Below are 13,311 nucleotides of genomic sequence, written 5' to 3'. Positions count from 1 at the left end.
AATTCATGAACGCACAAAAACTGTTCCGTGAAATCACAGAAGAACAATTCAAATCGGACGTCCCTGCTTTCCGTCCTGGTGACACAGTACGTGTCCACGTTAAAGTCGTAGAGGGAACGCGTGAGCGTATCCAGATCTTCGAAGGCGTAGTCATCAAGCGTAAAGGTGGCGGCATCAGCGAAACATTCACAGTCCGTAAGATTTCTTACGGCGTAGGTGTTGAGCGTGCATTCCCGCTTCACTCACCGCGTGTCGCGCAAATCGAAGTCGTTCGTTACGGTAAAGTTCGCCGTGCGAAACTTTACTACCTCCGCAACCTTCGCGGTAAAGCAGCACGTATTAAAGAAATCCGTCGTTAAGATGGGGAAAGCTTGTCGCTTGCGACAAGCTTCTTTTTTTCTAGTACAATAAGTTCAAACGGACAGAGGAGTGAGGCAAGTTGAAAGAAGTGTTCAGTTGGCTTAAAGCAATCGTAGTGGCGCTCGTCATCGCGTTCGTGATCCGGACGTTCATCTTTGTACCTGTCATCGTCGAAGGTGAGTCGATGATGCCGACGCTCCAAAACGCCGATCGAATGATCGTCAGCAAAATCTCTAACTACGTCGGTGAACTCGACCGGGGCGATATTATCGTCTTTCATGCGACTGAATCAAAGGACTATATTAAACGCGTCATCGCCATTCCTGGCGATACGCTCGAATATCGGGACGATACGCTCTACTTGAACGGAGAAGCAGTCGAAGAACCGTATTTAGAGGATTTTCAAGCCCAAATGAACGGCTTTCCTCTAACCGAGAACTTTACGCTCGAACAAGTGACAGGCGAAGCGGTCGTACCGGAAGGCTCATACTTCGTTATGGGAGATAACCGACAAAACTCGAAAGACAGCCGTGAAATTGGCTTTGTCTCGAAAGAAAGCGTCGTCGGCAAAACGAACTTTGTGTTCTGGCCGATGGGTGACTTTGGGACGGTAGAAGAATAGGGTGGTGTTTTTTTGGCAATTCAATGGTTCCCTGGCCACATGGCCAAGGCGCGAAGACAAGTAACAGAAAAGTTAAAACTGATTGACGTCGTCATCGAACTCGTCGATGCACGTGTTCCGCAATCGAGCCGAAATCCGATGGTCGATGAGATCACGGCGGGTAAACCGCGGCTGATCGTGTTGAACAAGGCTGACATGGCCGATCAAGCCGTCACCGACGCCTGGATGCGCGCCCTGAAGCGTGACGACATCGAAGTCGTCGCCGTCGATGCGAAGCATAGCAAAGGCTTAAAGCAGCTCATGACGGGCGCAGAGAAGCTCATGAAAGACAAGCACGACCGCATGCGTGAGAAAGGCCGTAATCCTGGCCCGATCCGTGCCCTCATCATCGGCATCCCGAACGTCGGGAAGTCGACACTGATCAACCGGCTCGCCGGACGCAACATCGCCATCACCGGGGACCGTCCTGGTGTGACGAAACGGCAGCAATGGATCAAGATGAAAGGCGGCGAGATGGAACTGCTCGACACGCCTGGTATTCTGTGGCCGAAGTTCGAGGATCAGATGGTCGGATATCGCTTAGCTGCTACGGGTGCGATCAAAGACGACATTTTAAACCTCGATGACATCGCGATGTATGCAGCGCGTGAACTACGCAGTCGTTACCCGGAACAGTTGAAAGAGCGGTTTAAACTCGACGACTTGCCGGAAGACGCGGTCGAACTGCTCGAGTTGATCGGAAAAAAACGTGGCCTTCTCAGCGGCGGCTACGTCGATTTCGAAAAAGCGAGCGAACTATTATTGAACGAGCTTCGTCATGAGAAGATCGGACGTGTCTCGCTTGAGACGCCGGCAGATCATAATATGGCGTGAAGTCCTGTGAAAACAGGGCTTTTTTGGATAGGAGGCAGATCGTGACGATTCAAGAGATTAAACAACGGCTAAAAACCGTCCGATATGAAGAGTGGGACGATGTCCGGGCCGAACTGAAGGATGACCCGCGCGCGGGCGTCCAGGCGCTCCTGCAGCAACGTCAGAGACGGTTTGACGCGGAACGGGACGAGCGGGACGACTATACACGTCGCCTGCAGTATGAGGCCGAGCTGAAACAGCAAGGCTTCAAGTTGGTCGCTGGCATCGACGAGGTCGGGCGGGGACCGCTCGCGGGTCCTGTCGTCGCGGCGGCCGTCGTCTTGCCGGACGATTTTTACAGCCCGGGACTGAACGATTCAAAGAAGATGACGAAAGCGGCGCGGGAACGAGCGTACGCAACGATCCTCGACGAGGCATTCGTCGGGGTCGGAATCGTCGACGCGGAAGTGATCGATCAAATCAATATTTATGAAGCGACGAAGCTCGCGATGACCGAGGCGGTCCGACAGCTTGACGGGGCCGACGCGCTCTTGATTGACGCGATGACACTCGAGCTCGATTTGCCGCAGACGTCGCTCATCAAAGGGGACGAGTTGAGCGTCTCGATCGCGGCGGCGAGCGTCGTCGCCAAAGTCGTCCGCGACAAGATGATGGAAGAGTTCGCCGCGACGTATCCGGGATACGGTTTCGAACGCAACGCCGGCTACGGGACGGAACTTCATTTGAACGCGTTGAACGAGCGCGGCATCACACCGATTCATCGCAAGTCGTTCGCACCGATTAAACATATGATATGAAAGGGGGAGCCCGATGCGGATCGATCACCAAGGCGTCCTGCCGTTCAAAGTCACCGAACAGACGTCGCGTCAGCTGCTCGTCGGCAACACGGTCGTCGGCAGGGTGCTCCAGCTCTTGCCCGGGAACGAAGCGGTCATGCAACTGCCGCAAGGACTGTTCCGGGTCGGGGTGAACGCAGACGTTAAAGAGAACGTCACGTATAAGATGGTCGTCACCGAGCTCGAGCCGAAACTCGTCCTGAAAGTGATGCCGCCTACGGCGGAACCGGCCCAGACCGGGAAGACACCGGTGACGTTACTCCTTGAACAACTCGGCCGCTTCTCAAAAGAGGCCATCCAGACACCGGAATCCGTCAAAGCGATGGGACGGCAACTGCTCGAGAGCGGGGCGGGAACTGACGTCAAACAGCTCGTCGGGGAACTTTTCAAGGCGAAAGGCGACCCGAAGTTTGAACAGTTCGTGCGGGCCCAAGAGACGTTCAACGCGGTCCAGACGCCACCGTTCGTCGTCCAAGCATTTCACATACCGCAATTAGGACCGTTCGAACAAGTCAGGTTTCGGCTTGAGGCCCCGAAAAGCGAGATGATCGACGCAGACCATGCCCGTATCGTCTTATTTCTAGAAACGCCTCGCTTCGGCGAGACGGGCATCGACCTGCTCGTTCAAAAGCGGCACGTCACCGTAAAAGTATTCAACGAACAACATGACTTGTCCCCGTTCATCAAAGCGTACGAGCCGCTGCTCGGCAGTGCGCTCAAAGCGAACGGCTATGAACTGTCCCGATTCTCGTTCGAAGTGAGACAAGAATCGCTCCCCGAGACGTTCGCCCCGTTAGGAAAGGTGGATTTTCATGTATGATGGACCGTAAAAAAGCAATCGCCTTGTCTTACGAACAATCGATGGAATCTCCGCGCGTCGTCGCGAAGGGCGGCGGCCTCGTCGCCGAACGGATGCTCGCCCTCGCACAAGAGAACGGTATCCCGATCCATGAAGACCCGGCGCTGTTGTCACTCCTGTCGGCGTTACAGATCGAAGAGCATATTCCGGACGACTTGTATCAAGTGATCGCTGAACTTTTTGTGTTTCTCTATCAGATGGAACAAGGTAAAATCGAAAATGTCTAGGGGTAGATGTGAAAAAAAGATGAAAACTTAAAGCAAGAACGATAGACAGCGCTTTCAGTTTTTCGTTACAATAGATATGCCGATATCAAAGGGGACTAAGGGGGAAACTAAATGAATATCCATGAGTATCAGGCGAAAGAATTGCTTAGAACGTTTGGAGTGGCCGTACCTACGGGCTATCCGGCTTTCACGGTAGAAGAAGCAGTTGCAGCAGCCGCCAAGCTAGACGGTGAATTGAAAGTAGTCAAAGCACAGATCCACGCAGGTGGTCGCGGGAAAGCCGGCGGCGTCAAACTTGCCAGAACGGATGAGGAAGTAAAACAGTATGCGACAGAGATTCTTGGTAAGACGCTCGTCACGCACCAGACTGGACCTGAAGGAAAAGTCGTGCAGCGCCTCTATATCGAAGAAGGTTCTGCCATCGATCAAGAATTTTACTTAGGACTTGTGCTTGACCGTTCGATCGGCCGAATTGTCATCATGGGTTCATCTGAAGGCGGTATGGACATCGAAGAAGTCGCTGAACATACTCCTGAAAAGATTCATAAAGAAATCGTCGACCCGGTCGTCGGACTCCGTCCGTTCCAGGCGCGCCGTCTTGCTTTCAAGATGGAAGTGCCGACTAAACTCGTCAACAAGTTCAGCGACATGGTCATGAAGCTTTATAAAGTGTACGTCGAGACGGACTGCACGATTGCGGAGATCAACCCGCTCGTCACGACGAAAGACGGTAACGTCGTCGCGCTCGATGCGAAATTGAACTTTGACAGCAACGCGCTTTATCGTCATACCGACATCGTCGATCTTCGTGACACGACGGAAGAAGATCCGCGTGAAGTCGAGGCGTCGAAACACGACCTTAGCTATATCGCCCTTGACGGCAATATCGGCTGTCTCGTAAACGGTGCCGGCCTCGCCATGGCGACGATGGATATCATCAAGCACTATGGCGCCGAACCCGCTAACTTCCTTGATGTAGGCGGCGGTGCGACAAAAGAAAAAGTCACAGAAGCGTTCAAATTGATTTTGTCGGATGACCAAGTCAAAGGAATCTTCGTCAACATCTTCGGTGGCATCATGAAGTGTGACATCATCGCCGAAGGAATTGTCGCGGCGACAAAAGAAATCGGACTCGACTTACCACTCGTCGTCCGCTTAGAAGGAACAAACGTGGATGCGGGAAGACGCATTCTCGATGAATCTGGACTTGCGATCACTTCTGCGACCTCGATGGATGATGGGGCAGAAAAAATCGCGGCACTCGTTCGATAAGGGGGAAACGACATGAGTATTTGGGTGAATCAAGATACAAAAGTGATCATTCAAGGGATCACGGGGAAACAAGGTATGTTCCACGGCGAACAGATGTTAGCGTATAATACGAAACTGGTCGGCGGCGTCACACCTGGTAAAGGTGGTACGACCGTACTCGACAACGTACCTGTGTTTAACACTGTCTCTGACGCGGTCGAGGCGACAGGTGCGAACGCATCGATCATCTACGTGCCACCAGCTTTCGCGGCCGACTCGATCATGGAAGCGGCTGATAGCGGCATCGAACTCATCATCTGTATCACGGAGGGGATTCCTGTCATCGACATGATCCAAGTGAGCCGCTATCTCGAGGACAAACCGGCCCGTTTGATCGGACCGAACTGCCCAGGGATCATCACGCCGGGTGAGGCGAAACTTGGCATCATGCCAGGCTATATCCACACGAAAGGCCATGTCGGCATCGTCTCACGTTCAGGGACGCTCACTTATGAAGCGGTCCATCAGTTGACGACGGCCGGAATCGGCCAATCGACTGCGGTCGGGATCGGTGGGGACCCGGTCAACGGGACGAACTTCATCGACACGCTCCAAGCGTTCAACGAAGATGAAGACACGCTTGCGGTCATCATGATCGGCGAGATCGGTGGGACGGCTGAAGAAGAAGCCGCTGAATGGGTCAAGGCGAACATGACGAAACCGGTCATCGGTTTCATCGGTGGTCAGACGGCTCCTGAAGGCAAACGGATGGGCCACGCTGGAGCGATCATCTCGGGTGGAAAAGGAACGGCCGCTGAAAAAATCAAGACGTTAAACGCAAACGGGATCGAAGTCGCCGAGACACCTGCTGTCATCGGTGAGACACTCATCCGTGTGCTTAAAAATGAAGGTCTGTATGATGCTTGTGTCACGGGACAACCGACGACGTAAGACCAATCGGAATGAGGGGTGCGCGCATCCCTCATTTTTTTAAAGGAGATTGTGATGAATCAAACAATAGCTCGTTTTGCGGCAGAACGTTTGCCAGTCGAGTTCGTCCATCATTACTTATCAAATCCGGGTCTGACGGAACGGAATTCGTTCCATCCGAACGTATGGAAAAAAGCGAATCGGGCGTTCCGTTCAACGGTCACGTATGACCGTTTTTTGACGTGGGAGGACGAATTGTTCCCACGAATGCTCTTACATATCCCCAACCCTCCGTACTGTTTGTTTTATCAGGGCGATTTAGAGGTACTACAAGAACAAACGACCGCTTTGGTCGGGAGTCGTGAATTGAATCGGATCAGTCGACCGCTCGTTGAATATTTACATCCTTTAATAGAAGAAACTGTATCGATTTCAGGCGGCGCGCTCGGTATTGACGGACTCGTTCACGAGTTGGCAGTCAGGCGGAACCGACCGACGATTGCGGTCCTCGGTTCCGGCTTTTCGCACATGTATCCACATGCTCATCATCAACTGTTCGACCAGATCTCGAGACAAGGATTGCTTCTCAGTGAATACACTCCGGAAACACCTGTCAAAAAATTTCAATTTTTAGAACGGAATCGAATTGTCAGTGGATTAGGCGACCGGCTCGTCGTCGTCCAAGCGAGACGAAAGAGCGGGACGATGAATACGGTGAGTCATGCGCTCGAGCAAGGCAAGACGGTGTTTGCGGTGCCGGGAAGTCCGCTCGATCCGTTAGCGGAAGGACCGAATAAATTGATTGAAGAAGGAGCGATTCCTTTGACGAATCCCGACCAAATTTTGAATGGTGCGATGATTGCACGTTGACAAACGGTCGGTAACATGAATATTATGGTAGGGATTTAAATGACCTCCAAAAGGGGAGCAGATGTATGGCAAAATATTTGGTGATCGTCGAATCACCTGCGAAAGCAAAGACAATTAAACGTTATTTAGGATCAAACTACACGGTCAAAGCGTCCATGGGTCACGTCATCGATTTACCGAAAAGTCAACTCGGTGTCGACGTTGAACATGACTTTGAACCGAAGTACATCACGATCCGTGGAAAAGGCCCAGTGTTAAAAGAACTGAAGACGGCCGCTAAAAAAGCGACGAAAATTTTTCTCGCGGCTGACCCGGATCGCGAAGGGGAAGCAATCGCCTGGCACTTAGCCCGTGCCCTCGGCGTCGATGAAACGACAGAATGTCGTGTCGTCTTCAACGAGATCACAAAAGATGCGATTAAAGAATCATTTAAACATCCGCGCAAGATCAATCACGATCTCGTCGACGCCCAACAGGCGCGACGGATTCTCGACCGTCTTGTCGGATACGGGATGAGCCCGTTGTTATGGAAGAAAGTCAAAAAAGGTTTGTCAGCCGGTCGTGTTCAATCCGTCGCTGTCAAAATGATCATCGACCGCGAACGTGAAATCAACGCCTTTGACCCGGAAGAGTACTGGACGATTAAACTGATGCTCAACCATGAGGGTGAGACGTTTGAGACATCGTTCTACGGAAAAGACGGGAAAAAGATGGAGTTGAAGACGGAAGCGGATGCCGACGCCGTCCTCAAGACGATCGATGAGTCGTTCAAAGTCATCGATGTCACGAAGAAAGAGCGGAAGCGTAACGCATCGCTACCGTTCACGACAAGTTCACTCCAACAAGATGCGGCCCGGAAACTGAACTTCCGCGCCAAGAAGACGATGATGCTCGCCCAACAGCTTTACGAAGGAATCGACCTTGGTAAGAAGGAAGGGACTGTCGGGTTGATCACGTATATGCGTACCGACTCGACACGAATTTCTGACTTGGCGAAAGACGAAGCGAAATCGTATATCGAATCGACGTTTGGTGCAGAGTACGTCGCCTCTCAAAAGCAGAAAGAGAAAAAAGCGGCGAACGCACAGGATGCCCACGAGGCGATCCGGCCGACGTCGGCGTTACGTGACCCGGCTTCGATGAAGGCGTACTTGTCACGGGATCAGCTCCGGTTGTATAAACTCATCTGGGAACGGTTGGTCGCGAGTCAAATGGCGCCAGCGATTCTTGATACGGTGAAAATCGACGTCGAATCGAACGGCATGATTTTCCGTGCCAACGGATCGACCGTCAAATTCCCAGGTTTCATGAAAGTGTATATCGAGTCAAAAGACGATGATATCGAAGACACGAACTTAGAGCGGGAAGGATTGCTTCCGCCGCTTGAAGTCGACGACCTCGTCGCATTCGAGACGGTCGAGCCGAAGCAACACTTCACACAGCCACCACCGCGTTACAGTGAAGCGAGACTCGTCCGAGCGATGGAAGAGCTCGGCATCGGTCGTCCGTCGACTTACGCGCCGACACTCGATACGATCCAAAAGCGCGGTTACGTCGTGCTTGAAGAGAAAAAATTCATTCCGACCGAGCTCGGAGAACTTGTCATCGAGATGATCGATGAGTACTTTAACGACTTCATCACGGTACAGTTCACAGCCGACATGGAGACGCTTCTTGATTCGATTGCCAATGAAGAAGTCGAGTGGACGGAAGTCGTTGCCCCGATTTACCGGTCATTCGAGAAACGTTTGAAACGGGCCGAATCGGAAATTGAGAAGATTGAAGTGAAAGACGAGCCAGCCGGTATCGATTGTGAGATCTGCGGTTCGCCGATGGTCATCAAGATGGGACGGTACGGCAAGTTCATGGCTTGTTCTGGATTCCCGAACTGTACGAACACGAAGCCGGTTCAAGTCGAAATCGGCGTCCCGTGCCCGAACTGTAAAGACGGACAAGTCGTCGAGCGCCGCAGTAAGAAAGGTCGCCTGTTCTATGGCTGCTCGAACTATCCAGACTGTGAGTTCGTCTCATGGGACAAACCGGTCGCGAAACCGTGTCCTGAATGCGGTAAGTTGATGGTTGAGAAAAAGATTAAAGATGGCGTCAAATATCAATGCACGAACTGTACCCATACCGAGGTACATCAGTTAGAGGAGGATTAACCTTGCAGCAACGTGTAACTGTGATCGGAGCGGGCCTCGCCGGCTCCGAGGCGGCTTGGCAACTCGCAAAACGCGGGATTCAAGTCGATTTGTATGAAATGAGACCAGTCCGACAGACGCCGGCGCACCATACGGATCAGTTTGCTGAACTGGTCTGCTCGAACTCGCTTCGGGCGAACGGACTTCAAAATGCGGTCGGTGTGTTAAAAGAAGAGATGCGCACACTCGACTCGCTCATCTTGAAAGCGGCGGATACGGCAAGCGTTCCGGCCGGTGGCGCCCTCGCCGTCGACCGTCACGACTTCGCCGGCTTCGTCACCGACACGCTCAAGAATCATCCGCTCGTGACGGTACACAACGAAGAGATTAAACAGATTCCGGACGGGGTCGTCATCATGGCGACGGGACCGCTCACGTCTCCTGACTTGTCTGCTTCATTGAAAGCTTTCACCGGTGAAGATTATTTATACTTCTACGATGCGGCCGCTCCGATATTAGACGGAGAGACGATCGACCGAGAGAAGGTCTACTTGAAGTCGCGTTATGACAAAGGCGAGGCGGCTTATCTCAACTGTCCGATGACGGAAGAAGAATTTAATCTGTTTTACGAAGAACTCGTCAAAGCCGAAGTCGTACCGCTCAAAGAGTTTGAGAAAGAGATTTACTTCGAAGGCTGCATGCCGTTTGAAGTGATCGCTCAACGCGGGAAGAAGACGCTCTTGTTCGGACCGATGAAACCGGTCGGACTCGAAGACCCGAAAACGGGTAAACGTCCGTTTGCGGTCGTTCAACTTCGCCAAGATAATTCGGCCGGAACGCTCTATAACTTGGTCGGGTTCCAAACCCACCTCAAGTGGGGCGAGCAAAAACGGATCATTCAATTGATCCCAGGTCTCGAGAATGCGGAGATCGTCCGTTACGGTGTCATGCACCGGAACACGTTCATCAATTCACCGAGCCTGTTGAAACCGACGTATCAGGCCCGTACTCGCGATACGCTATTTTTCGCCGGTCAGATGACCGGTGTCGAAGGCTACGTCGAGTCAGCCGCGTCAGGACTACTCGCCGGAATCAATGCGGCGAAGATGGTTGCCGGTGAAGAGCTGCTTGTCCTCCCGCGCGAGACGATGCTCGGTTCGATGGCGCATTACATCACGACGACAGACGGGAAGCACTTCCAACCGATGAATGCAAACTTCGGTCTCGTGCCGTCGCTCGAAGATGCGCCGAAGAAGATGAAAAAGCAAGAACGCTATGAGCGCTATGCGAATCGTGCCCTTGAGACGATTCAGCAATATAAAGAGATTTAAGGGAAAGGAGCCAATTTTTGGTTCCTTTTTTTGTGAATTTAAATTTCAATTGTGTAATTTGTACAATACTTTGAAAATTTTCAGATTATTGAAGGGGTTTCTATTGTCACCTCTGATTCTGTATGCTATGCTAATTTCGATTTGACGGGAACATGCGTTTTTAAGCTGAAAGCAAGGGGGCGAGAGGATGGGATTCGCTGAGGATCAACAATCATTTTTACGCTATTGCCAAGTCGAACGAAGACTGTCGCCTCATACGAAACGCTCTTACGAACAAACACTCGAACAGTACGCCGCTTATTGCCAATCGACACATCAAGAGCCATTTGATGTGCAGTCGGCGCGGCGTTATTTATATGTCCTTTACGAGAATGAAGCGGCGACGACGACCGTTTCCCAAAAAATCTCCTGCCTCAAACAGTTCGGGAAATTTGTGGCTCGAGAAACCGGGAGTGAACCGCTGTTTCATGACTTGACGTCGCCGAAACGTCGCAAGACACTGCCGACGTTTGCCGTACCGAGCGAGGTCGAACACTTGCTCATGACGGCAAACGGCCAAGACGACCCGTTCCTGCGGGCACGTGATGTCGCGCTTGTCGAAGTGTTGTACGGGACCGGGATGCGTGTCGCCGAACTTTGTGGCATGGACATATCGTCATATGATGCGGCGCTCTCATTCGTTCATGTCATCGGGAAAGGCAAGAAAGAACGTTACATCCCGCTCGGGCAATTTGCCGTCGAAGCGTTGGAGCATTACCTTGAGTTAAGGCAAAACTGCGCCGCGGCACACGAAACGGCATTATTCGTTAGTCAAAAAGGGAATCGAGTGACAACAGACCAAATTCGTTACGTGATGAAGCGGCTCCGGAAACTCGGCGGACTTCAAAAACCGTTAACACCGCATTCGTTACGTCATAGTTTTGCGACCGACCTGCTCGAACGCGGGGCCGATTTACGTGCCGTCCAAGAGTTGCTCGGGCATGAGTCACTATCGACGACCGGTCGTTACACCCACGTATCGACGGAACGCTTGCGAGCGGTCTATCAAGCCACACATCCGAGAAAGTAGGGGGTCATTCTATGTTTCATGCAACAACTATTTTCGCAGTCCGGCACGACGGAAAATGTGCGATGAGCGGAGATGGGCAAGTCACGTTTGGCAACGCCGTCATCATGAAAAACAAGGCTAAAAAAGTGAGGCGGTTATACGGCGGAAAAGTCGTGGCCGGTTTTGCCGGTAGCGTGGCCGATGCGTTCACGTTATTTGAAAAGTTTGAATCAAAACTCGAGATGTATAACGGGAACTTACCGCGAGCGGCAGTCGAACTCGCCAAAGAGTGGCGCGGCGACAAGATGCTTCGTCAGCTCGAGGCGCTTCTTATCGTCATGGACGCGGAACATCTCTTACTCGTGTCCGGGAGCGGCGAAGTGATCGAACCGGACGATGGCATCCTTGCGATCGGTTCAGGTGGGAATTACGCGCTAGCAGCGGGACGCGCTCTCGTACGTCACTCACCGGAGAAAACAGCAGAAGAGATTGCTCGCGCCGCCCTAGAGATTGCCGGTGAATTATGCGTCTATACGAACGACCAAGTTATCGTAGAAACGATCGGAGGCGATACAGAATGAAACGTGAATTGACACCACGTCAAATCGTAGCTGAGTTAGACCGGTTCGTCATCGGGCAAAAAGATGCCAAACGTGCGGTCGCGATTGCACTACGCAACCGTTACCGTCGTCAGAAGCTGAGCGCTGACTTACGCGACGAGGTCACACCGAAGAATATTTTGATGATCGGTCCGACCGGTGTCGGGAAGACGGAAATCGCGAGACGTCTTGCCAAGCTCGTCGGTGCCCCGTTCGTGAAAGTCGAAGCGACAAAATTCACCGAAGTCGGATACGTCGGACGGGACGTCGAATCGATGGTCCGAGACCTTGTTGAAGACTCGGTTCGCCTCGTGAAGGAAGAAAAGAAAGAAGACGTGAAGGAACCAGCGGAAGCCGCTGCGACCGAACGTATTCTCGATGCACTTCAGGGTAAGGCTAAAGTTGAGCCGACAGCCGCAAACCCGTTCGAAGCGCTGTTTGGCGGTCAAGGACAGAAGACGCAAGAACCGACGGACGATCAATCGACTGATCGGTCTCAATTACGGAAGTTGCTTGAACTTGGCGAACTCGAAGAGCGATTGATCGAGGTCAACCTTGAAGAGAAACAGACAGTTGATTTGTTTCAAGGACAAGGGATGGAAGGCTTATCGAATCTTCAGGACATGCTCGGCCAAATCGTCCCGAAAAAGCGGAAGAAGCGGAAGCTCCCGGTTCGAGAGGCTCGCCCGCTCATCGTTGCCGAAGAGGCGGAAAGTTTGCTCGACATGAATGAAGTGCATGACGAGGCGGTACGACGCAGCGAACAGATGGGCATCATCTTCGTCGATGAAATCGATAAAATCGCGACGAAGTCACAAGACCATGCTGGCGTCTCTCGTGAAGGTGTGCAGCGAGACATCTTACCGATTGTTGAGGGTTCGACCGTCGTCACAAAATATGGACCCGTCAAAACGGATCACGTGTTATTCATCGCGGCAGGTGCTTTCCATATGGCGAAGCCGTCGGATCTGATTCCTGAACTGCAAGGTCGTTTCCCGATCCGTGTCGAGTTGAGTAGCCTGACCGAGGAAGATTTCGTCAAAATTCTGACGGAGCCGTCACAGGCGCTCATCAAGCAGTATAAGGCCCTTCTCGAGTCAGAGGAGATCACCGTCGAATTTACCCACTCGGCCATCGAAGAGATTGCGAAGATCGCAACGCACGTCAACCGAGAAACTGATGATATCGGAGCGCGCCGTCTCTATACGATCATGGAGCGCGTGCTCGAGGACTTATCGTTTGAGGCGGCCGACATGCCACAAACACACGTCGAGATCACACCAGCGTATGTGAAAGAAAAAGTCGGATCGATCGCGGAAGATCGAGACCTTAGTCAATTTATATTATAAGAATTCTGTATGCAC

General features: G+C 52.2%; 14 protein-coding genes. All 14 read left to right on the top strand.

The features are described 5' to 3' along the window. Window positions 1-5: 5 nt before the first annotated feature. On the top strand, window positions 6-359 hold the full coding sequence (rplS, locus tag EVJ32_RS01910) for a 50S ribosomal protein L19 (RefSeq protein WP_070327950.1): 354 nt from the start codon (window positions 6-8) through the stop codon (window positions 357-359). A gap of 80 nt (window positions 360-439) precedes the next feature. Next, window positions 440-982, top strand: a complete 543-nt coding sequence (lepB, locus tag EVJ32_RS01905) for a signal peptidase I (RefSeq protein ID WP_016508241.1) — start codon at window positions 440-442, stop codon at window positions 980-982. A gap of 12 nt (window positions 983-994) precedes the next feature. After that, a complete protein-coding gene (ylqF, locus tag EVJ32_RS01900) occupies window positions 995-1,855 on the top strand; it encodes a ribosome biogenesis GTPase YlqF (RefSeq protein ID WP_131456217.1) in 861 nt (286 codons plus the stop codon). A gap of 41 nt (window positions 1,856-1,896) precedes the next feature. Beyond that, window positions 1,897-2,652, top strand: coding sequence for a ribonuclease HII (locus tag EVJ32_RS01895; RefSeq protein ID WP_236633996.1), 756 nt, complete (start codon window positions 1,897-1,899; stop codon window positions 2,650-2,652). A gap of 13 nt (window positions 2,653-2,665) precedes the next feature. Then, window positions 2,666-3,511 (top strand): hypothetical protein, encoded by an 846-nt coding sequence (locus EVJ32_RS01890; protein ID WP_131456215.1) that lies wholly within the window; start codon window positions 2,666-2,668, stop codon window positions 3,509-3,511. Then, window positions 3,511-3,777, top strand: a complete 267-nt coding sequence (locus tag EVJ32_RS01885; protein ID WP_016508266.1) for an EscU/YscU/HrcU family type III secretion system export apparatus switch protein — start codon at window positions 3,511-3,513, stop codon at window positions 3,775-3,777. The genes EVJ32_RS01890 and EVJ32_RS01885 overlap by 1 nt, the downstream gene beginning before the upstream one ends. Before the next feature lie 111 nt (window positions 3,778-3,888). Beyond that, a complete protein-coding gene (gene sucC / locus EVJ32_RS01880; protein WP_070327507.1) occupies window positions 3,889-5,049 on the top strand; it encodes an ADP-forming succinate--CoA ligase subunit beta in 1,161 nt (386 codons plus the stop codon). A gap of 12 nt (window positions 5,050-5,061) precedes the next feature. Further along, the gene (gene sucD / locus EVJ32_RS01875) at window positions 5,062-5,979 is read left to right on the top strand and encodes a succinate--CoA ligase subunit alpha (RefSeq protein ID WP_070327506.1); all 918 of its coding nucleotides are present in this window, start codon (window positions 5,062-5,064) and stop codon (window positions 5,977-5,979) included. 54 nt (window positions 5,980-6,033) lie between these two features. Beyond that, complete coding sequence (gene dprA, locus EVJ32_RS01870) at window positions 6,034-6,828, top strand: DNA-processing protein DprA (RefSeq protein WP_236633997.1); 795 nt, start codon at window positions 6,034-6,036, stop codon at window positions 6,826-6,828. 65 nt (window positions 6,829-6,893) lie between these two features. Then, on the top strand, window positions 6,894-8,990 hold the full coding sequence (topA, locus tag EVJ32_RS01865) for a type I DNA topoisomerase (protein WP_131456211.1): 2,097 nt from the start codon (window positions 6,894-6,896) through the stop codon (window positions 8,988-8,990). Window positions 8,991-8,992: 2 nt separating this feature from the next. Continuing rightward, a complete protein-coding gene (trmFO, locus tag EVJ32_RS01860; protein WP_370250772.1) occupies window positions 8,993-10,300 on the top strand; it encodes an FADH(2)-oxidizing methylenetetrahydrofolate--tRNA-(uracil(54)-C(5))-methyltransferase TrmFO in 1,308 nt (435 codons plus the stop codon). A gap of 187 nt (window positions 10,301-10,487) precedes the next feature. Beyond that, window positions 10,488-11,369: a tyrosine-type recombinase/integrase gene (locus tag EVJ32_RS01855; RefSeq protein WP_070327502.1), complete on the top strand. Its 882-nt coding sequence runs from the start codon at window positions 10,488-10,490 to the stop codon at window positions 11,367-11,369. Between the two features lie 11 nt (window positions 11,370-11,380). Continuing rightward, window positions 11,381-11,929, top strand: coding sequence for an ATP-dependent protease subunit HslV (hslV, locus tag EVJ32_RS01850; RefSeq protein ID WP_131456208.1), 549 nt, complete (start codon window positions 11,381-11,383; stop codon window positions 11,927-11,929). Beyond that, window positions 11,926-13,296, top strand: a complete 1,371-nt coding sequence (gene hslU / locus EVJ32_RS01845) for an ATP-dependent protease ATPase subunit HslU (RefSeq protein WP_131456206.1) — start codon at window positions 11,926-11,928, stop codon at window positions 13,294-13,296. Before hslV ends, hslU begins: the two co-directional genes overlap by 4 nt. Window positions 13,297-13,311 lie beyond the last annotated feature (15 nt).

This window comes from Exiguobacterium sp. SH5S4, assembly GCF_004337045.1.
Classification (GTDB): domain Bacteria; phylum Bacillota; class Bacilli; order Exiguobacteriales; family Exiguobacteriaceae; genus Exiguobacterium; species Exiguobacterium aurantiacum_A.
This window is presented reverse-complemented; position numbering and strand designations above follow the sequence as displayed.

What these genes read in the sequence shown, in the direction of transcription:
- rplS (WP_070327950.1), top strand. Translation starts at nt 6, where the DNA reads ATGAACGCACAAAAACTGTTCCGTGAAATCACAGAAGAACAATTCAAA.
- EVJ32_RS01890 (WP_131456215.1), top strand. Translation starts at nt 2,666, where the DNA reads ATGCGGATCGATCACCAAGGCGTCCTGCCGTTCAAAGTCACCGAACAG.
- EVJ32_RS01885 (WP_016508266.1), top strand. Translation starts at nt 3,511, where the DNA reads ATGGACCGTAAAAAAGCAATCGCCTTGTCTTACGAACAATCGATGGAA.
- sucC (WP_070327507.1), top strand. Translation starts at nt 3,889, where the DNA reads ATGAATATCCATGAGTATCAGGCGAAAGAATTGCTTAGAACGTTTGGA.
- sucD (WP_070327506.1), top strand. Translation starts at nt 5,062, where the DNA reads ATGAGTATTTGGGTGAATCAAGATACAAAAGTGATCATTCAAGGGATC.
- dprA (WP_236633997.1), top strand. Translation starts at nt 6,034, where the DNA reads ATGAATCAAACAATAGCTCGTTTTGCGGCAGAACGTTTGCCAGTCGAG.
- topA (WP_131456211.1), top strand. Translation starts at nt 6,894, where the DNA reads ATGGCAAAATATTTGGTGATCGTCGAATCACCTGCGAAAGCAAAGACA.
- EVJ32_RS01855 (WP_070327502.1), top strand. Translation starts at nt 10,488, where the DNA reads ATGGGATTCGCTGAGGATCAACAATCATTTTTACGCTATTGCCAAGTC.
- hslV (WP_131456208.1), top strand. Translation starts at nt 11,381, where the DNA reads ATGTTTCATGCAACAACTATTTTCGCAGTCCGGCACGACGGAAAATGT.
- hslU (WP_131456206.1), top strand. Translation starts at nt 11,926, where the DNA reads ATGAAACGTGAATTGACACCACGTCAAATCGTAGCTGAGTTAGACCGG.